Below are 17,930 nucleotides of genomic sequence, written 5' to 3'. Positions count from 1 at the left end.
CGCCGAACGGAGTGAGGCAATGAACACCGAGCCGGCGTTCGTCATCGTCACCGGCATGTCAGGCGCGGGTCGCAGCACCGCGGCCAAGGCGTTGGAAGACCTGGGCTGGTTCGTCATCGACAACCTGCCGCCAGGGCTGCTGTTCGCCATGGCGGAGGAGGCGGGCAAGGTCAAGCTGGCCGCCGACAAGGTGGCCGCCGTCGTCGACGTGCGCAGCCTGGCCTTCACCAGCGACCTCAACGCCGCCATCGAAGAGCTCGAGGGCCGCGGCGTACGCGTGCGCGTGGTCTTCCTGGAGGCCAGCGACGAAGGGCTGGTGCGCAGGTTCGAGAACGTACGCAGGCCCCATCCGCTCCAGGGCGAGGGCCGGCTCGTCGACGGCATCGCCCGTGAGCGCGGCATCCTGCGCGAGGTGCGGGCCAACGCCGACCTGGTGATCGACACCTCCTCGCTCAACGTGCACGAACTGCGCAACAAGATCGTCAACTTCTTCGGCGGCGACGACCGGCCGGGGCTGCGGCTCAACGTGGTCTCGTTCGGCTTCAAGTACGGCCTGCCGGTCGACGCCGACCTCGTGGTCGACTGCCGGTTCCTGCCCAACCCGCACTGGGTGCCGGATCTGCGGCCGATGAGCGGGCTCGACGCGCCGGTGCGCGACTACGTGCTCGGTCAGCCGGGAGCCAAGGAGTTCCTCGACGCGTACGAGGAGGTGCTGCAGGTGATCGCCGCCGGCTACGCGCGCGAGGGCAAGAGCTACGCCACGCTGGCGGTGGGCTGTACGGGTGGCAAGCACCGCAGTGTGGCGATGGCCGAGCAGGTCGCCGGCCGCCTGCGTGACCGCGGCATGGAAGTCCAGGTCAGCCACCGGGATGTGGGGCGGGAGTGACCGATGAAGGCCAAGGCCAGGGTGAGGCGGTCGTAGCCGAGGCGGCGTCGGGTGACGGGGTCGTAGCCGAGGCGGTGCTGGGTGACGGCGTCGTTGTCGGTGCGGCGCCGGATGACCGGGTCGTAGTCGGCGCGGCGCCGAGTGACCGGCCGCGGGTGGTGGCGCTGGGCGGGGGGCATGGGCTCTATGCCTCGCTGTCGGCGCTGCGCGGCGTGGTGGGCGACCTGACCGCGGTGGTGACGGTCGCCGACGACGGCGGCTCCAGCGGGCGGCTCAGGCGCGAGCTGGGCGTACTCCCTCCCGGTGACCTGCGCATGGCGCTGGCCGCGCTCTGCGGCGACGACGAGTGGGGGAGTACCTGGAGCGAGGTCGTCCAGCACCGCTTCCGCAGCGAGGGCGACCTGCACGGCCACGCCGTCGGCAACCTGCTCATCGTGGCGCTGTGGGAGCTGCTCGGCGACCCCGTGGCGGGCCTCGACTGGGTGGGCCGGTTGCTCGGCGCCCACGGCCGGGTGCTGCCGATGGCGTCGGTGCCGCTGGACATCGTGGCCGAGGTGGAGCTCGACGGCGTCATTTCGACCGTACGCGGGCAGGTGGCCTGCGCGCTGACCCCCGGCCGGGTGCAGGCCATCTCGCTGGTGCCCGAGGACCCGCCGGCGCGGCCTGAGGCCGTACGCGCCGTGCTGGAGGCCGACTGGCTGGTGTTCGGGCCCGGATCGTGGTTCACCAGCGTGTTACCGCATCTCAAGGTGCCCGAGCTGGCTCGGGCGCTGCACGAGTCGAAAGCCCAGCGGCTGGTCACGCTCAACCTGGCGCCGCAGCCCGGTGAGACCGACGACTTCTCACCCCAGCAGCACCTGGAGGTGCTCCGGCAGCACGCGCCCGGCCTGCGCGTCGACGTCGTGCTCGCCGACACCGGCGTGGTCGACGACCGCGACGCTCTGGAGAAGGCCGCCATCGCGCTCGGCGGGCGGCTCGTCATGGCCGACGTCGCGGCCGCCGACGGCTCCCCCCGGCATGACTCACGACGTCTTGCCTCCGTCCTGGACGAGATTTTCCTCCAGAAGCGTTGATCCTGGTCGGCGCGGCGCAAAGGTGCGAGACACTGCTGAGAGCCGGTCTGAATGGGGGAGGACTAACGCTTATGGCGATGACGGGTGTGGTGAAGGACGAGCTGAGCCGCCTGCCAGTGCTGAAGCCTTGCTGCCGGAAGGCGGAGGTGTCGACGCTGTTGCGGTTCGCCAGCGGGCTGCACCTGGTGGGCGGGCGCATCGTGATCGAGGCGGAGCTCGACACCAACGCCACCGCGCGGCGGCTGATCAAGGACATCGGGGAGGTGTTCGGCCACAAGGCCGAAGTGCTCGTGCTGGCACCCGCCGGGCTGCGCAAGGGCTCGCGCTATGTCGTGCGCGTCTACCGCGACGGTGAGGCGCTGGCCCGGCAGACGGGTCTCATCGACAACCACGGGCGCCCGGTCCGCGGCCTGCCTCGTCAAGTGGTGGCGGGGGCCGCCTGCGACGCCGAGGCCGCGTGGCGCGGGGCGTTCCTGGCGCACGGCTCGCTGACCGAGCCGGGACGCTCCATGTCGCTGGAGGTCACCTGCCCGGGGCCCGAGGCGGCGCTGGCGCTGGTGGGGTCGGCGCGGCGGCTCAAGATCCACGCCAAGGCGCGGGAGGTGCGGGGCGTCGACCGGGTGGTGGTGCGCGACGGCGACGCCATCAGCGCGCTGCTGACGCGGCTCGGCGCGCACGACAGCGTGCTGGCCTGGGAAGAACGCCGGATGCGTCGCGAGGTGCGGGCCACGGCCAACCGGCTCGCCAACTTCGACGACGCCAACCTGCGCCGCTCGGCGCGGGCCGCGGTGGCGGCGGGGGCGCGGGTGCAGCGGGCGCTGGAGATCCTGGGTGAGGAGGCGCCCGACCACCTGGTGATCGCGGGGCGGCTGCGGGTGGAGCACAAGCAGGCGTCTCTGGAGGAGCTGGGGCAGATCGCGGATCCGCCGCTGACGAAGGACGCGATCGCCGGACGCATCCGGCGGTTGCTGGCGATGGCCGACAAACGTGCCACCGACCTGGGCATCCCCAACACCGAGGCGAACCTCACCGTGGACATGCTCGCCCAGTGAGGGCGTTTCTCCGCGCGGCGCGCAGTCCCTGTGTGGCCTGTGTGATGCGGTGGCCCGGTGAAGTTTCGCTGTGCGGTGTGGTGGCTGGTGAGGGCGTTCTCTGTGCGGTGCGGTGACTCAGTGCAGGCGTTATCTGTGCGGCGCGGTGGCCCGGTGGCTGGGGCCCGGTGATCGCGGGCATGTGATCGGGCCCGGTGTCTGCGGGCCCGGTGTCTGCGGGCAACGTGCCCGCGTGCGTGCCTCGGGAGGGGTCGCCGGGAGCGCGGCAGGGCGGTGCTGAGGGTTCTGGGCGGGCTTCTCCGTGCGGGGATCGCTGCGTTTTGGACGGGCCTGTCCGTGTGGGGAGCTTGCGGGTTCTCCCGGTGGTGCTCCGCCGTGTGTGGCCTGCCGTCAAAGCGGTTCATGCATTACGGCACGGCACGGTGGGCGCCGATCGCCGTCGTGGGCTGGGCTCTGTCCAGGGGAACGCTCCTCCGGTGGAGGGACGTCCCGCCGTGACGTGCGCATGCTTGGCCGGTCTCCGTGGACCGGGCCGGTGAGCCGTTTCAGGCGCGGCCCGAGTCTCTCGGCGTGAAGAGGTCGCCCGTGGGGCGTGAGGGGTTGGTGGGGCTTTGGAGGGGCTCGAAGGGGGCTCGGTATTCCGGTTCGGCCGGAGCTGGGTCCTCCTGTGGGGTGAGGGAGGCTCGGCGGGCCCGGACGCGGCGCACTCGTACGCGTACGAGGAAATAGGCCGTCAGGGCCGCCACCGCCAGGGGGAGCCAGAGTTCCCAGGAGTCCTTCAGCGAGGGCCAGAGGCCGGCCAGCTCGGCCGGGAAGTTGGTCATGAGGCGGTCGAGGCTCAGGTCGGGCCGGCCGCCGGTGCTCGCCGCGCGGGCGGTGGTCCATCCCAGGGCCACCGCCGCCACCGCGCAGAGGGCCGACCACCACGGCAGGAGCCGACTGCCCGGCCTGAACAGGCATACCAGGACAGACAGGAGCAGGGCCGAGGCGAAGGCGATCGTGGTCATCGCCCAGAGGCCGTCGCCGGCGGTCAGGAAGGCAGCCGGGATGAAGCGGTCTCCGTAGAGGAGTACCGCCGCTTGCGCGATGGCGCAGACGAGCGTTGCTACGAAACCCACGACCAGGCCAGACATCAGGCCGGACCTAGGTTGTGACATCTCAGCCCCCAGAGAATGCCGGAACTTACTCCGATGAGTCGGGCACTTTACTCGAAGCTCACAAATTACGCCTCCGGATCGTGGATTCACGGGAGGGGGAGTCAAGTGGTCTAAACCAATTTGGTTCCGATAGGGTTTGTCATTGAGGTTTTCAGCTCGCCATCACGTACGAGGAGATCGGTTCCCGTGAGCATCCGCGTAGGCGTCAACGGCTTCGGCCGCATCGGTCGCAACTTCTGGCGTGCGGTGGCCGCCAGTGGCAAGGACATCGAGATCGTTGCGGTCAATGACCTGACCGACAATGCGACGCTCGCCCATCTGCTGAAGTACGACAGCATCCTCGGCCGCCTGCCGTACGAGGTGAAGGTCGCCGGCGACGAGATCATCGTCGACGGCAAGGCGATCAAGGTCTTCGAGGAGCGCGACCCGGCCAAGCTGCCGTGGGGCGACCTCGGCGTCGACGTGGTGCTGGAGTCGACCGGCCTGTTCACCGACGCGGCCAAGGCCAAGGTGCACGCCGACAACGGCGCCAAGAAGGTCATCATCTCCGCCCCGGCGAAGAACGAGGACGTCACGATCGTGATGGGTGTCAACGACAACACCTATGACGCCGCCAAGCACACGATCATCTCCAACGCCTCCTGCACCACCAACTGCCTGGCTCCGCTGGCGAAGGTCCTGAACGACGCCTTCACCATCCAGAAGGGCCTGATGACCACCATCCACGCCTACACGCAGGACCAGAACCTCCAGGACGGCCCGCACAAGGACCTGCGCCGCGCCCGCGCCGCCGCCGTCAACGTGGTGCCCACCTCGACCGGCGCGGCCAAGGCCATCGGCCTGGTGCTGCCCGAGCTCAAGGGCAAGCTCGACGGGTTCGCGATGCGCGTGCCGATCCCCACGGGCTCGGCCACCGACCTGACCGTCGAGGTCGGCCGCGACGTGACCGTCGAAGAGGTCAACGCCGCGTACAAGGCCGCCGCCGAGGGGCCGCTCAAGGGCGTGCTCAGCTACACCGAGGACGAGATCGTCTCCAGCGACATCGTCACCGACCCGGCCTCCTGCATCTTCGACGCCGGCCTGACCAAGGTCATCGGCAACCAGGTGAAGGTCGTCGGCTGGTACGACAACGAGTGGGGCTTCTCCAACCGCCTCGTCGACCTCATCCAGCTGGTGGGCGCGGACCTCTGATGCGTACGCTCGACGATCTCGACGTGAAGGGTCGGCGCGTGCTCGTGCGCGCCGACCTCAACGTCCCACTCGACGGTGAGACGATCACCGACGACGGCCGTATCCGCGCGTCGGTACCGACGATCAAGGCGCTGACCGGCGCGGGCGCGAAGGTCATCGTCTGTGCTCACCTGGGTCGCCCCAAGGGGCGGCCCAACCCGGGCCTCTCGCTGAAGCCGGTCGCCGAGCGCCTCGCCGAGCTGCTCGGCGAGGACGTGGCCTTCGCCGCCGACGTGGTCGGTGACAGCGCCCAGGGCGTCGCGGACGCGCTGGAGGAGGGCCAGGTCGCCCTGCTGGAGAACCTCCGGTTCGAGGCGGGCGAGGAGTCCAAGGACGACGCCGAGCGTGGCGCGTTCGCCGAGAAGCTGGCGGGGCTCGCCGAGCTCTACGTCGGCGACGGCTTCGGCGCGGTCCACCGCAAGCACGCCAGCGTCTATGACGTGCCCCGGCTGCTGCCGCACGCGGCGGGCAAGCTCATCGTGGCCGAGCTGGAGGTGCTCAGGAGGCTCACCGAGGACACCGAGCGCCCCTATGTGGTCGTGCTGGGCGGTGCCAAGGTCTCCGACAAGCTCGGCGTCATCGCCAACCTGCTGGCCAAGGTCGACCGGCTGCTGATCGGCGGCGGCATGGCCTACACCTTCCTCAAGGCCCAGGGCTATGAGGTCGGCAAGTCGCTGCTCCAGGAGGACCAGCTCGACCAGGTGCGCGGCTTCCTCAACGAGGCCGCCGAGCGCGGCGTCGACCTGGTGCTGCCCGTCGACGTGCTGGCCGCGACCGGCTTCGCCGAGGACGCGCCGCACGACGTGGTCGAGGCCACAGCGATCCCGGCCGACCGCGAGGGGCTCGACATCGGTCCCAGGACCCGTGAGCTGTTCGCGGCCAAGCTGGCCGACGCCAAGACCATCTTCTGGAACGGCCCCATGGGCGTCTTCGAGTTCGACGCCTTCTCCGGCGGCACCCGGGCCGTGGCCGAGGCACTGATCGGGGCCGACGCCCTGACGGTGGTCGGCGGTGGCGACTCGGCGGCGGCCGTACGGAAGTTCGGATTGCCCGAAGATGGCTTCTCGCACATTTCCACCGGTGGTGGGGCGAGCCTGGAATATCTCGAGGGCAAGACTCTGCCCGGACTCGCCGCCCTGGAGGACTGACCGTGAGAAAGCCGCTTTTCGCCGGCAACTGGAAGATGAACCTCAACCACCTTGAGGGCATCGCGCTGGTCCAGAAGCTCGCCTTCGGGTTCACCGACAAGGATTTCGACAAGGCGGAGATCGCCGTCCTGCCGCCGTTCACCGACCTGCGCAGCGTTCAGACGCTCGTCGACGGTGACAAGCTGCGCATCGTCTACGGCGCGCAGGACCTGTCCCAGCACGAGGCGGGCGCCTACACCGGTGAGATCTCGGGCGCGATGCTGGCCAAGCTGGGCTGCACGTTCGTCCTGGCCGGCCACTCGGAGCGGCGGCAGTATCACGGCGAGGACGACGACCTGGTCAACGCCAAGGTGCACGCCGCGTTCCGCCACTCGCTCACGCCGATCCTGTGCGTCGGCGAGGGCCTTCCCGTGCGCCAGGCGGGCGAGCAAGTTTCACATTGCTTGAGCCAGCTTGACGGCGGACTGCGCAAAGTCTCCGCTGAGCAGGCACAATCGATGGTAGTGGCCTACGAGCCGGTGTGGGCGATCGGCACCGGCGAGGTGGCCACTCCCGAGGACGCCCAGGAGGTCTGTGCGGCGCTGCGAGGCAGACTCGCTGAGCTGTACGACCCCGAAGTGGCCTCCGCAGTACGTATCCTTTACGGAGGGTCAGTCAAGTCAGGCAACATCGCTGGGATCATGGCTCAACCCGATATCGACGGCGCGCTCGTGGGCGGTGCCAGCATCGATGCCGGGGAGTTCGTTAAGATCTGCCGTTTCTCCGATATGTCTGGCTAACTGAGTCGTTCCGGGGGTGCGACTTGACAACAAGCCGTACCCTCTAGAAGCAAGTTTGAATCGTCACGCGTGACAGAGCATTGAAGGACTAGGCATACCGTGGAAATCGGAATCTCCATCGCCCTCATCCTGGCGAGCTGTCTCATGATCCTGCTCGTCCTGCTCCACAAGGGCAAGGGTGGTGGCCTGTCTGACATGTTCGGCGGCGGTTTCTCGTCGAACTTCGGTGGTTCCTCGGTGGTGGAGCGTAACCTCGACCGGTTGACCGTGATCACGGGCACCGTCTGGTTCGTCTGCATCATCGCTCTGGGTCTGCTTCTGCGGCCCTGAGTCAGATTGACGCGTGACAGTGATTCTCCCCCCGTGGGTCACGGGGCGATCGAGCGAGGAGTTCATCCGTGGGTAGTGGCAACGCGATCCGTGGCAGCCGTGTCGGCGCCGGCCCGATGGGGGAGGCCGAGCGCGGCGAGGCAGCTCCGAGAGTGCGGGTCCCGTTCTGGTGCGCCAACATGCATGAGACGCGGCCCAGCTTCGCCAGCGATGCGGCGGTGCCCGAAACGTGGGATTGCCCACGCTGCGGCCTCCCGGCCGGCCAGGACGAGCAGGCCCCGCCTGCCCCGCCCCGGAACGAGCCGTACAAGACGCACCTGGCTTATGTGAAGGAGCGCAGGAGCGACAAGGACGGCAAGGCGATCCTCGAGGAAGCGCTGGAGCGTCTCCGCAACAACAAGTCCCCCTGGTAGGATCTTGTTATCTCAGAAGGGCCCCGGCACACTGCGCCGGGGCCCTTCGCTGTTGGTGACGTGGGCCGTTCCCGGGGTTCGCTTGCAGGGTTCGGGGTGTCGGGATCTATGGGGTGGTCTCAGGATCTGGCTGGTGCCGGAGAGCTGAGACGCGGTCGCGGACCTGGGCCAGGCGGCGTTCGATCTCCGGGAGGAAGCGCGGGTCGAGCGACTCGCGGTCCTCGCTCAGGCGGTGGGCGGCCGCGTCCGTGACCTGTTCCACCAGTCGCAGCACGTCGGCCCGGCCGCTGAGATAGCCCTGGCGCACCGCCGCCGCGTGTTCGGCGGCCAGTTCGTGGTCCACCCCTGTGGTGTCCAGGTCCAGCAGGTCGCGCACCGCCGAGGCGCCGATCGTGAACGCCAACGGCCACACCAGTCCCGCCAGGTCGGCCCAGTGCAGCGGTACGGGCAGCAGCCACACGCAGGCGCAGAGGATCGACGCCACCGAGGCCACGGCCGCGATCCGGCGTCCCAGCCCCAGGTCGCGCCAGTACATGACCGTCAGCGGGACGGCGAAGAGCATGGCGTGCGGGACGGCGAGGGTGCGCGTTCCGTAGCGCCAGATCGCGCACCCGACCCGCCCATGGAGGCCGGATCGCGCCTACCCCCGGATCCGCGCCTACCCGTCGTGGACCGCTACGCCGTCCACGAACGTCATGCGCACCTGAGTCGTCCAGATGTCGCGCTCCGGCAGCGTGAACGGGTCGCGGTCCAGGACGACGAGGTCCGCCGGGCGGCCCGGCTCGATCACCCCGGCGGGGGAGCGGTTGACCCAGGCCGAGCCCGCCGTGTACGCCGTCAGCGCGGTCGCCAGGTCGAGGCGCTGGCCGGGCAGGAACGGCGTCTGCGCCGTGGGGTAGTCGGCGTGCACCGAGCTGCCGGGCTCCGTACGGTTGACGGCCACGTGCATGCCCTGCAGCGGGTCGGCGCTCGACACCGGCCAGTCGCTGCCCGCGCAGAACCGCGTCCCGTGGGAGAGCAGGTCGGCGAAGGGGTACTGCCATGAGGAGCGGGGCTCGCCGAGGAACGGCAGCGTCAGCTCGTCCATCTGCGCGTGGTGGGTCGCCCAGAGCGGCTGCAGGTTGGCCGTCACGCCGAGGGCGGCGAAGCGGGGCACGTCCGACGGCTCGATGATCTGCAGGTGGGCGATGTGGTGCCGGTTGGCGGGCGAGGTGCCCTCGAAACTGTCCAGCGCCTCGCGTACGGCCCGCTCGCCGATCGCGTGCACATGCGCCTGGAAGCCGAGGCGGTCCAGCTCGGCCACGTACTTCCTGAGCTTGTCCGGGGCGACGTAGGACAGGCCCGTGCCGCCGCAGAGGCAGTAGGGCTCCAGCGTCGCGGCGGTGAAGTTCTCGGTGATGCCGTCCTGCATGATCTTCACGGAGGTCGCGCGGAACCGGTCCAACCCCTCCGCCGAAGCGCGCCGCGCGGTCAGGTCGTCGATCTGGTCGAGGCCACGGGTACGGTCCCACCACAGGGCGCCCACCACGCGGGCCCGCAGCCTGCCGGCGCCGGCCGCCGACAAGTAGGTGGGAAGCTGGTCCACCGAGCCCGCGTAGGAGCCGACGATGGCGTCCTGCCAGCCGGTGATACCGAGCGAGAACAGGTAGCGCTCCGCCTCCTCCAGCGCCCGGTCCAGATCGCGAGCGGAGGGGCGGGGGGTGAGGAGGCCGACGAGGTCCATCGCGCCCTCGTGCAGGACGCCGCTGGGCGCGCCGTCGGCGTCGCGTTCGATGCGGCCGTCGGCGGGGTCGGGGGTGTCGGCGGTGACGCCGGCCAGCTCCAGGGCGCGGGCGTTGACCCAGGCGGCATGATGGTCGCGCTGGATGAGGTAGACGGGCCGGTCGGCGAAGGCGAGCTGCTCGCGGTGCGGCAGCCCACCCGGGAAGGCCGACATGTCCCACCCGCCGCCATCAATCCACTCTTTTTCAGGATTTTTCGCCGCATAGTCGGCGATCTTCGCCAGGTAGGCATCGAGTCCGTAAATTTCGGATAGATCGCACTTGGCGCGCTCCAGGCCCGCCTGCACCGGATGCACATGCGCATCGATGAACCCGGGCACCAGCAGACCCCCCTCCAGGTCCACGCTCTCGTGCCCCGGCGCCAGCCGTACCAGGTCCCGCTCGTCGCCCACGGCGGCGATCACACCGTCGCGGACCAGCACGGCCTCGGCGAAGCCGGTCTTCGCGGTGAAGACCCGTCCCCCTCGAAAGAGCGTGTTCATCGTGCTCCCCAATCTCCATGACGATGGTGATTCAGTGGCCGGTGATCAGATCGGCCATGCGGGCCAGTACGGACGTGCCCGTCATCGACCGCTCCCGATGGTCGGCCACCCGGTACAACCGGTACATCGCGTGCACCCCCAGCCAGCGCAGCGGCTCCGGCTCCCACGCTCGCACCCGGCGGCCCACCCACGGCAGCTCCGTCAGCGCCGTCCGCTCGCCCAGGACGAGATCCCGCATCGTCCGGCCGGCCAGGTTGGCCGTCGTCACCCCGTGCCCGGTGTAGCCGCCCGCCCAGCCCAGGCCGGTGGCCGGGTCCACGTGCACGGTCGAGCACCAGTCGCGCGGCACCCCCAGCACCCCCGACCAGGCGTGCGCCACCGAGGAGGACGCCGCGGCGGGGAAGAAGTCGATCAGCAGCCGCCAGAGCGCCTCGACCGTCTGCTCGTGCGTGTGCCCCCTGGCATCCACCCGCGAGCCGTACAGGTACGGCCGGCCGCGCCCGCCGAAGGCGATGCGGTCGTCGGCGGTCCGTTGCGCGTACATGTAGTAGTGGGCCATGTCCCCGAGCAGCTCGGCCCCCTCCCAGCCGACCGTCTTCCAGAACGAGGCGGGCAGCGGCTCGGTGACGATCAGCGAGCTGTTCATCGGCAGCCACTGCCGCCGCAGCCCCTTCAGTCGCGAGGTGAACCCCTCGGTCGCGCGGAGCACGTGGCGCGCGCGGACCGTCCCGAACGGCGTCACGGCCAGCCCCGGGGTGATCTCCGTGACGGGTGTCCGCTCGTAGATGGTCACCCCGAGTTCCCGTACGGTCCGCGCCAGCCCTTGTACCAGCTTGGCGGGCTGCACCCGCGCGCAGTGCGGACTCCAGGAGGCGGCCACGGCCCCCGCCACCCGCAGTCGTTCGGCGGGATCGACCAGCCGCAGATCCGCCTCCTCGATGCCCCAGGCGCGGGCGGCCGACACCGAGGCCCGCAACCGGGCCGCCTGGGAGGGAGTGCGGGCAACGTTGACCACGCCGCCCTTGACGACGTCGGCGTCGATGCCCTCCTTCTCGCAGACCTGGATCACCTCGTCGATCGAGGCGTACATCTCGCGCTGCAGCCGGCGCGCCCCCTCCACCCCGTGCGTCCTGGCGTAGCGCTGATGCGACCCGGCCAGGTCGCCGGTCAGCCAGCCGCCGTTGCGCCCCGAGGCCCCGAACCCGGCGAAGTCCTTCTCCAGCACCACGACGTTCAGCGACGGCTGGGCCTGCTTGAGGTAGTACGCGGTCCACAGCCCCGTGTAGCCCGCGCCGACGATCGCCACGTCCGCCTGGAGGTCGCCGTCGAGGCGCGGACCAGGTGAGGGCACGCCGGAGGAGCGGTACCAGAAGGAGACGTCGCCGTTCACGAATCCGGACGACAGGGAGACATGCGCGTTCATGGCCGTATCCTCCTATACGCCGCATCTCGCTACGAAACTCGCATTCGAAACACGACGTTAGCGGCCAGGTAACACCTCCCCGGCATCCTCTTCCTATGGGATTCTTGCGCATTCGCACCACGGTGGACGAGCGTCCGGGCCGGCTGGCCTCCCTGGCAGCGGCCCTGGCGGACAGGGGCGGCAACATCCTCGGCCTGAGCGTCCAGTCGGACGCGGACGGCACCGTCGACGAGTTCGTCGCCGACATCCCGGCCGGCCCCGAGGCCGTGCGTGAGGCCCTGGAGGCGGCGGGCGGCCGCCGGGTCCAGGTGGTCCCGGCGACGGCGCACGAGCTGACCGACGAGCCCACCCGCGCGCTGCTGCTCGCCTCCCGGCTGCGGTCGATGCCGTGGCGGCTGCCGGAGTACCTGGCCGAGTTGCTGCGCGCCGACGATGCCAGGTGGATCTATGGTGAAGCGGTGAGTGACCTTCCCGACCCGACCCTGCTCGTGGTGCCCGTCGCACCCAGGCGCGCCGTCCGGCTGCGCCGCGCCGAGCTGCCCTTCACCCTGACCGAGGCGGCCCGGGCCGCCTCCTTCGTCCGGCTCGCGCAGCCGCCGGTCGAGCAGGGCGCCGCCGAGCCCACGGTCAAACTGGCCGACGGCGAGGAGGTCACGGTCCGGCCGCTCACCTCGATCTACCGCGAGGCCGTCCGTGACCTGCACGACAGGTGCTCGCCCGAGGCGCGCAGGTTCCGCTACTTCACCTCGATGCCCGCGCTGCCGGCGCGGATGTTCGACCGGCTCTGCGACCGCAGCCGCGGCCACTCGATCGTCGCCGGGCACGACGGCCAGGTGGTGGCCATGGCCAGCCTGATGTTCACCCCGGATCCCGGCATCGCCGAGATGGCCTTCCTGGTCGAGGACCGCTGGCAGGGGCGCGGTCTGGGCACGGCGCTGGCCAGGAGCCTGGTACGCGAGGCGCGCGATCTCGGCTACGCCGAGGTCAGGGCCACGATGCTGTCCGACAACGTACGGATGCGGCGGCTCCTGCTGTCGCTGGGCGCCACGCTCGGCTACACCGAGGACCCGGGCGTGATCGAGGCCAGGCTGCCGGTCGGCGCGATGGCGTCAGCCTGAGGCGCTCTCGCCTCGTCCATCGTCCCGCTCGTCCCGCTCGTCCCGCTGGTCCCGCTGGTCCCGCTGGTCCCGCTGGTCCCGCTGGTCCCGCTGGTCCCGCTGGTCCCGCTCCGGCCCGGAGTCCCGTTCTGACGGGTCCGGCCCGGGGCCCTGTTCTGCCGGTTTCGGGTCGGGCGCCGCCTGGTCCGGCTGCCGGATGCCCAGGTGGCGCTCGATGCGTTCGAGGCTCTCCTGGATCTGCGTGAGCCGCTCGCCGAGCGCCATACCGCCGGCGAAGAACATCTCGGCCGGCCGGTCCTTGGTTCCCTGCCCGAGCCGGATGAGCACGCGGTGCCGCAGCTCGCCCAGCTCCACACCGGCGTCCACGATCGCCTGGGCGGCCAGCCCTTCGCCCTCCCTGATCACACCGAGCAGGATGTGCTCGGTGCCGATGTAGTTGTGGCGCAGCTGCAGCGCCTCGCGCAGCGAGAGCTCCAGGACCTTCTTGGCGCGCGGGGTGAACGGGATGTGCCCGCTCGGCGCGTCGTCGCCCTCGCCCACCTCGCGCGCGACGAAGGCGCGCACGTTCTCCAGTTCGATGCCGAAGCTGTCGAGTGTCAGGCCCGCCACGCCCTCGCCCTCGTGGATGAGGCCGAGCAGGATGTGCTCCGTGCCGATGTGGGCGTGGTTCAGCGTCCGCGCCTCCTCCTGGGCGAGGACGACGACCCGGCGGGCACGGTCAGTGAAGCGCTCGAACACCGATGGCCTCCGTTCGAGTGGCGTGTCTCCACTATGCGCTACAAACCAGCGGATGTGGGGTAATTGACAGGTGTGGATCTTGACGAGGTGGCCGGTCGCCTGTATGAGCTCCCGCCGTCCGAGTTCACCGCCGCGCGCGAGGCCGAGGCCCGTGCCGCCAAGGACGCGGGCGAGGTACGGCTGGCCCGCGACATCGCCGGACTGCGTAAACCCACGGTCTCCGCGTCGGCCGTGAACCGGCTGGCCCGCGAGCACCCGGACGACCTCGGCGAGTTGCTGTCGCTCGGGCAGGAGCTGCGCGAGGCGTGGGAGAGACACGACGCCGAGGCGCTGGCGGAGCTGACCCGGCGGCGCGGCGAGCTGGCGGGACGGCTGTCGCGGCTGATCAGGCGGGAGGCCGGGGTGTCGGCCGCCGCGGCGGCCGAGGCCGAGCAGACGCTCGACGCCGCCGTCGTGGACGCGGGCGCGGCCGAGGAGGTACGGCGCGGCCACCTGGCCAAGCCGCTCAGCTACAGCGGCTTCGCCCCCGCCCCCGCCCCCGCCCCGGCGCCGCGCGGCAAGCCCGCCAAGAAGCCGGCGGCCTCGACAACCTCAGCCGACTCAGCCCCGGAGGCGAGGAGCGCGGAGGCGAGGAGCGCGGAGGCGAGGAGCGCGGAGGCGAGGAGCGCGGAGGCCAAGAAGCGGCAAGAGGCGGAGACGAAGAGGCGGGAGGAGACCGAAGCCAGGAAGGCCGCCGAACGGCAGCAGGCGCTGGACACCCACCGGGAGTGGGTCACCGCCCTGGAGCAGGCCGTACAGGAGCACGACGAGCGCGCCGAGCGGGTCGCCGGGCTGGAGCGGAAGCTGGCCAAGGCCCGCAAGCGGCTCGCCGAGAGCGCGCAGCGGCTGGAGGTCGCCGAACGGGAGGAGCGGCACGCTCGGCACCGCGTGGAGCGGTAGGTTAAAGTGTACGAAACGGTTTCGTACACCTGGAGTGGCGATGAGCACCTGGACCCCCGCCGACATACCCGATCTGACTGGCAAGACGGCCATCGTGACCGGCGCCAACAGCGGCATCGGCCTGCCCACGGCGCTCGAGCTCGCCAGGCACGGCGCCCGCGTCGTCGTGGCCACCCGCTCGGCCGCGAAGGGCGGCGCGGCCGTCGAGGAGATCCGCCGGGCCGTCCCCGGCGCCCAGGTCGAGCACGGCACGCTGGACCTGGCCGACCTCGCCTCGGTCAGGAGCTTCGCGGCCGGCGTCGATCGGGTGGACCTGCTGGTCAACAACGCGGGCATCGGCATGATCCCGCGCCAGCTGACCCGTGACGGCTTCGAGATGCAGTTCGGCACCAACCACCTGGGCCACTTCGCGCTCACCGGGCTGCTGCTGCCCCTGCTGCTGGCCCGGCCCGGCGCGCGGGTGGTCAACGTCTCCAGCGACGCGCACAAGATGGGCAAGCTGGACCTCGACGACCTGGGTCTGGAGCGCGGTTACAAGAAGATGAGCTCGTACGGCCGCTCCAAGCTGGCCAACCTGCTCTTCACCCTGGAGCTCCAACGACGCGCTGAGCGGTCCCAGGTGGACCTCCTCAGCGTCGCCACCCATCCCGGTGCCACGGCCACCAACTTCTTCAGCGTGGGGCCGCTACAGCCCCTCGTGGGGGTGTTCCTGAAGAGCGCGGCGGCCGGTGCGGTGTCCTCCCTCTACGCGGCCACCTCGCCGGAGATCCACGGCGGGGAGTTCGTCGGTCCCAAGACCCAGCTGCTCACGCCGTCGGAGGCGGCCCGCTCCGAGCAGCTCGCCGCCGACCTGTGGGAGGTGTCCACGCGGCTGACCGGCGTACGATTCGAGGAGATCACCTACAGCTGAGGACGTGCACGTGGCACCACTCGACCCCGGGCGGGAGCGGGCCATCCTCGACGCGACGCTGGAGTTGCTGTCGGAGATGGGCTACGACCGGATGTCGGTCGACCAGATCGCCAAGCGGGCCAAGGCCAGCAAGGCGACCATCTACCGGCGGTGGGCGGGCAAGCCGGAGCTGGTGGTCGACGTCATCTGCCGCCGGTTCGACATGGACACGCCGGCCGCCGAGGACACCGGCTCGCTGCGCGGCGACCTCGCCGCGGTGCTCGGTGGCCTGTGCGGCGCGGTCGAGCGCAAGCACGGGCTCATCATGGGGCTGTCCTCGACGCTGGTCTCGCACCAGGAACTGGCCAGGACGCTGCGCGAGCACATGCCGGCCAAGGATCTCAGCGGGGTCGAGGCGCTGCTGGAGCGGGCCAGGAAGCGCGGTGACCTGCCGGGGCCGGTGGATTCCGGCCGCCTGTTCGGGGTGGCGGAGGCACTGGTCTGGCACCGCATGATCTTCCTCGGGCCCCTGTTCGACGGGTCCTTCGTCGCGGAATCGGTGGACGAGGTCCTGCTGCCGCTGGTGCGTGCCTGGGCTCAATAGAGCCAAACCTAACATTCTTGTGTGAAATTTCGTCTCAAAACATGGCCTGGGGCGAAATGTCGGGCTTAGGGTCGTCGCCATGACGACCCCCATTGACGCCTTCATCGACGCGTTGCCCAAGGTGGAGCTGCATGTGCACCTGGTCGGCTCCGCCTCCGTGCCCACCGTGCTGGAGCTGGCCCGCCGCCACCCCGGCGGCCCGGTCCCCACCACGGAGGAGGAGCTGCGCGCGTTCTACACCTTCCGCGACTTCCCCCACTTCGCCCAGGTGTACCAGGCCGTCAACGCGCTGGTCCGGGAGCCGGAGGACATCGCCGCCCTCGTGCTCGGCCTGGCCCGTGACCTGGCCTCCCAGGGAGCCCGCTACGCCGAGCTGCAGGTCACCCCGTACGCCCACAGCATCGTCGGGATGCCCATGCGCGAGGTCACCGAGGCGCTCGACCTGGCCGCCCGCCGGTCGGAGACCGACCACGGGGTGGAGATGGCCTACATCTTCGACATCCCCGGGGAGTTCGGTGAGGAGGCGGCCAAGGTCACGCTCGCGCACGCCTTGGAAGAACCTCCCGCCGCATTGGTAGGTTTCGGGCTGGGCGGGATCGAGCAGAGCCGGGCGCCGTACCGTGACGCCTTCCGCGAGGCGTTCGCGGCGGCGCGGGCGGCAGGGCTGCACAGCGTGCCGCACGGCGGCGAGATGACCGGTCCCGAGACCATGTGGGAGGTCATCGAGGGGCTGGGCGCCGAGCGCATCGGGCACGGCATCTCCTGCCTGGAGGACCCGCGCCTGGTGGCGCACCTGCGCGAGAGGCAGCTGCCGCTGGACGTCTGCCCGACCTCCAACCTGCGTACGGGACAGGTGGCCCGCATCGAGGAGCACCCGCTGCCCAGGATGCTGGAGGAGGGGCTGTTCGTCACGCTGAACAGCGACGACCCGCCCATGTTCGCCACCACCCTGGCCGGTGAGTATCGCCTCGCCGCGCACGTCTTCGGCCTCGGCGAGCCGGAACTGGCCCGGCTCGCCCGCAACGGCGTGCACGCGTCCTTCCTGCCGCCGGCGCGCAAGCAGACCCTGCTGGCCGAGATCGACTCACTGACCGGCTGAGGGCACTACGGAAGCTCAGGGAGAGGCGATGCGGCCCAGGCCCGGCGGGAGCTTGGCGGCGGCGGTCCGGTCGAGCAGGAACAGCGTCCGCACCCGGCCCCTGGCCCCGGCCGCGGGCACCTGCACCGGCCCGGAGTCGGACAGCGCCAGGCGTACGGCACCCGACTTCTCCTCGCCCGCCGCCACCACCCACACCTCGCGCGAGGCCTGGATGGTCGGCAGGGTCAGGGAGATGCGCGTGGGCGGCGGCTTGGGCGCGCCGTGCACGGCCACGACCGGCCGCGTGTCGTACAGGGCGGGCATCCCGGGGAACAGCGACGCCACGTGCGCGTCGGGCCCGATGCCGAGCAGCATCACGTCGAAGCCGGGCACCGGGCCGTGGTCCTCCGGCCGGGCCGCCTTGCGCAGCTCGGCCGCGTAGGCCTCGGCCGACTCCTCCGCCGACATCCCCGAGTCGGGCCCGGCCATGACGTGCACCCGGTCGGGATCGAGGTCGACGTGGTCGAGCAGGGCCTTGCGGGCGCCCGTCTCGTTGCGCTCGGGGTCGCCGGTCGGCAGGAAGCGCTCGTCGCCCCACCAGATGTCGAGGTGGTGCCAGTCGACCGCGTCGCGCGCCGGCGTGGCGGCGATCGCGGCCAGCGTCGCGTGGCCGACCGTGCCGCCGGTCAGGACCAGCGACGCCGACCCCTTGGCCGACTGCACGTCGACCAGCCGGGTGATGATCCGCGCCGCCACGGCCTTGGCGAGGACGTCGCCGTCACGATGGACGACCACATTGGGAACGCTCAC

At 70.7% G+C, this 17,930-nt stretch carries 18 protein-coding genes and 1 pseudogene; 13 read left to right on the top strand and 6 right to left on the bottom strand.

Annotation, left to right across the window (positions count from 1 at the left end; genetic code table 11):
- Window positions 1-19 precede the first annotated feature (19 nt).
- The 3 genes from rapZ to whiA all read left to right on the top strand — a co-directional run bounded on the left by rapZ (window position 20) and on the right by whiA (window position 3,011).
- Window positions 20-886: an RNase adapter RapZ gene (gene rapZ, locus AB0H88_RS49285; protein WP_357656690.1), complete on the top strand. Its 867-nt coding sequence runs from the start codon at window positions 20-22 to the stop codon at window positions 884-886.
- Between the two features lie 155 nt (window positions 887-1,041).
- Window positions 1,042-1,959, top strand: coding sequence for a uridine diphosphate-N-acetylglucosamine-binding protein YvcK (yvcK, locus tag AB0H88_RS49280; protein ID WP_357656747.1), 918 nt, complete (start codon window positions 1,042-1,044; stop codon window positions 1,957-1,959).
- Between the two features lie 71 nt (window positions 1,960-2,030).
- The gene (whiA, locus tag AB0H88_RS49275) at window positions 2,031-3,011 is read left to right on the top strand and encodes a DNA-binding protein WhiA (RefSeq protein WP_357656688.1); all 981 of its coding nucleotides are present in this window, start codon (window positions 2,031-2,033) and stop codon (window positions 3,009-3,011) included.
- Between the two features lie 545 nt (window positions 3,012-3,556).
- Here whiA and AB0H88_RS49270 read toward each other — a convergent pair.
- Window positions 3,557-4,144, bottom strand: coding sequence for a hypothetical protein (locus AB0H88_RS49270; protein ID WP_357656686.1), 588 nt, complete (start codon window positions 4,142-4,144; stop codon window positions 3,557-3,559).
- 210 nt (window positions 4,145-4,354) lie between these two features.
- On the opposite strand from AB0H88_RS49270, the gene gap reads away from it, so the two are divergent.
- The 5 genes from gap (at window position 4,355) to AB0H88_RS49245 (ending at window position 8,068) form a co-directional block, all read left to right on the top strand.
- Window positions 4,355-5,359 carry a type I glyceraldehyde-3-phosphate dehydrogenase gene (gene gap / locus AB0H88_RS49265; protein ID WP_357656684.1) on the top strand — a complete coding sequence of 335 codons (1,005 nt, stop codon included), beginning with the start codon at window positions 4,355-4,357 and terminating at the stop codon, window positions 5,357-5,359.
- Window positions 5,359-6,546 carry a phosphoglycerate kinase gene (locus tag AB0H88_RS49260; RefSeq protein ID WP_357656682.1) on the top strand — a complete coding sequence of 396 codons (1,188 nt, stop codon included), beginning with the start codon at window positions 5,359-5,361 and terminating at the stop codon, window positions 6,544-6,546. The genes gap and AB0H88_RS49260 overlap by 1 nt, the downstream gene beginning before the upstream one ends.
- Entirely contained in the window at window positions 6,543-7,325 is a 783-nt protein-coding gene (tpiA, locus tag AB0H88_RS49255; RefSeq protein ID WP_357656745.1) for a triose-phosphate isomerase, read from the top strand. Before AB0H88_RS49260 ends, tpiA begins: the two co-directional genes overlap by 4 nt.
- A 99-nt stretch (window positions 7,326-7,424) precedes the next feature.
- Window positions 7,425-7,655 carry a preprotein translocase subunit SecG gene (gene secG / locus AB0H88_RS49250; protein ID WP_214636246.1) on the top strand — a complete coding sequence of 77 codons (231 nt, stop codon included), beginning with the start codon at window positions 7,425-7,427 and terminating at the stop codon, window positions 7,653-7,655.
- A 68-nt stretch (window positions 7,656-7,723) separates the two neighbouring features.
- A complete protein-coding gene (locus AB0H88_RS49245; protein ID WP_357656681.1) occupies window positions 7,724-8,068 on the top strand; it encodes an RNA polymerase-binding protein RbpA in 345 nt (114 codons plus the stop codon).
- 106 nt (window positions 8,069-8,174) lie between these two features.
- Here the strand turns inward: AB0H88_RS49245 and AB0H88_RS49240 are convergent, their stop codons facing one another.
- From AB0H88_RS49240 to AB0H88_RS49230, 3 genes are all read right to left on the bottom strand, one after another.
- Window positions 8,175-8,630, bottom strand: coding sequence for a hypothetical protein (locus tag AB0H88_RS49240; RefSeq protein ID WP_357656679.1), 456 nt, complete (start codon window positions 8,628-8,630; stop codon window positions 8,175-8,177).
- 96 nt (window positions 8,631-8,726) lie between these two features.
- On the bottom strand, window positions 8,727-10,331 hold the full coding sequence (locus AB0H88_RS49235; RefSeq protein WP_357656677.1) for an amidohydrolase: 1,605 nt from the start codon (window positions 10,329-10,331) through the stop codon (window positions 8,727-8,729).
- 31 nt (window positions 10,332-10,362) lie between these two features.
- Window positions 10,363-11,754: an FAD-binding oxidoreductase gene (locus AB0H88_RS49230; protein ID WP_357656675.1), complete on the bottom strand. Its 1,392-nt coding sequence runs from the start codon at window positions 11,752-11,754 to the stop codon at window positions 10,363-10,365.
- A 95-nt stretch (window positions 11,755-11,849) separates the two neighbouring features.
- On the opposite strand from AB0H88_RS49230, the gene AB0H88_RS49225 reads away from it, so the two are divergent.
- Complete coding sequence (locus AB0H88_RS49225; protein WP_357656673.1) at window positions 11,850-12,872, top strand: GNAT family N-acetyltransferase; 1,023 nt, start codon at window positions 11,850-11,852, stop codon at window positions 12,870-12,872.
- A 321-nt stretch (window positions 12,873-13,193) separates the two neighbouring features.
- Here AB0H88_RS49225 and AB0H88_RS49220 read toward each other — a convergent pair.
- Window positions 13,194-13,610, bottom strand: a pseudogene (locus AB0H88_RS49220) (Clp protease N-terminal domain-containing protein); the annotation flags it as partial.
- A 72-nt stretch (window positions 13,611-13,682) separates the two neighbouring features.
- On the opposite strand from AB0H88_RS49220, the gene AB0H88_RS49215 reads away from it, so the two are divergent.
- From AB0H88_RS49215 to add, 4 genes are all read left to right on the top strand, one after another.
- Window positions 13,683-14,549, top strand: a complete 867-nt coding sequence (locus AB0H88_RS49215; RefSeq protein WP_357656672.1) for a hypothetical protein — start codon at window positions 13,683-13,685, stop codon at window positions 14,547-14,549.
- A gap of 40 nt (window positions 14,550-14,589) precedes the next feature.
- Window positions 14,590-15,459 carry an oxidoreductase gene (locus tag AB0H88_RS49210; RefSeq protein WP_357656670.1) on the top strand — a complete coding sequence of 290 codons (870 nt, stop codon included), beginning with the start codon at window positions 14,590-14,592 and terminating at the stop codon, window positions 15,457-15,459.
- Between the two features lie 10 nt (window positions 15,460-15,469).
- Window positions 15,470-16,042, top strand: a complete 573-nt coding sequence (locus AB0H88_RS49205) for a TetR/AcrR family transcriptional regulator (protein WP_357656669.1) — start codon at window positions 15,470-15,472, stop codon at window positions 16,040-16,042.
- Between the two features lie 79 nt (window positions 16,043-16,121).
- Window positions 16,122-17,141: an adenosine deaminase gene (gene add, locus AB0H88_RS49200; RefSeq protein ID WP_357656667.1), complete on the top strand. Its 1,020-nt coding sequence runs from the start codon at window positions 16,122-16,124 to the stop codon at window positions 17,139-17,141.
- A 15-nt stretch (window positions 17,142-17,156) separates the two neighbouring features.
- Here add and pgl read toward each other — a convergent pair whose 3' ends face one another.
- Entirely contained in the window at window positions 17,157-17,930 is a 774-nt protein-coding gene (gene pgl / locus AB0H88_RS49195) for a 6-phosphogluconolactonase (protein WP_357656666.1), read from the bottom strand.

This window comes from Nonomuraea sp. NPDC050680 (assembly GCF_040654555.1).
Taxonomy (GTDB): Bacteria; Actinomycetota; Actinomycetes; order Streptosporangiales; family Streptosporangiaceae; genus Nonomuraea.
This window is presented reverse-complemented; position numbering and strand designations above follow the sequence as displayed.

What these genes read in the sequence shown, in the direction of transcription:
- AB0H88_RS49225 (WP_357656673.1), top strand. Translation starts at nt 11,850, where the DNA reads ATGGGATTCTTGCGCATTCGCACCACGGTGGACGAGCGTCCGGGCCGG.
- AB0H88_RS49260 (WP_357656682.1), top strand. Translation starts at nt 5,359, where the DNA reads ATGCGTACGCTCGACGATCTCGACGTGAAGGGTCGGCGCGTGCTCGTG.
- AB0H88_RS49210 (WP_357656670.1), top strand. Translation starts at nt 14,590, where the DNA reads ATGAGCACCTGGACCCCCGCCGACATACCCGATCTGACTGGCAAGACG.
- AB0H88_RS49240 (WP_357656679.1), bottom strand. Translation starts at nt 8,630, where the DNA reads ATGCTCTTCGCCGTCCCGCTGACGGTCATGTACTGGCGCGACCTGGGG.
- rapZ (WP_357656690.1), top strand. Translation starts at nt 20, where the DNA reads ATGAACACCGAGCCGGCGTTCGTCATCGTCACCGGCATGTCAGGCGCG.
- whiA (WP_357656688.1), top strand. Translation starts at nt 2,031, where the DNA reads ATGGCGATGACGGGTGTGGTGAAGGACGAGCTGAGCCGCCTGCCAGTG.
- AB0H88_RS49270 (WP_357656686.1), bottom strand. Translation starts at nt 4,144, where the DNA reads ATGTCTGGCCTGGTCGTGGGTTTCGTAGCAACGCTCGTCTGCGCCATC.
- AB0H88_RS49230 (WP_357656675.1), bottom strand. Translation starts at nt 11,754, where the DNA reads ATGAACGCGCATGTCTCCCTGTCGTCCGGATTCGTGAACGGCGACGTC.
- AB0H88_RS49235 (WP_357656677.1), bottom strand. Translation starts at nt 10,331, where the DNA reads ATGAACACGCTCTTTCGAGGGGGACGGGTCTTCACCGCGAAGACCGGC.
- add (WP_357656667.1), top strand. Translation starts at nt 16,122, where the DNA reads ATGACGACCCCCATTGACGCCTTCATCGACGCGTTGCCCAAGGTGGAG.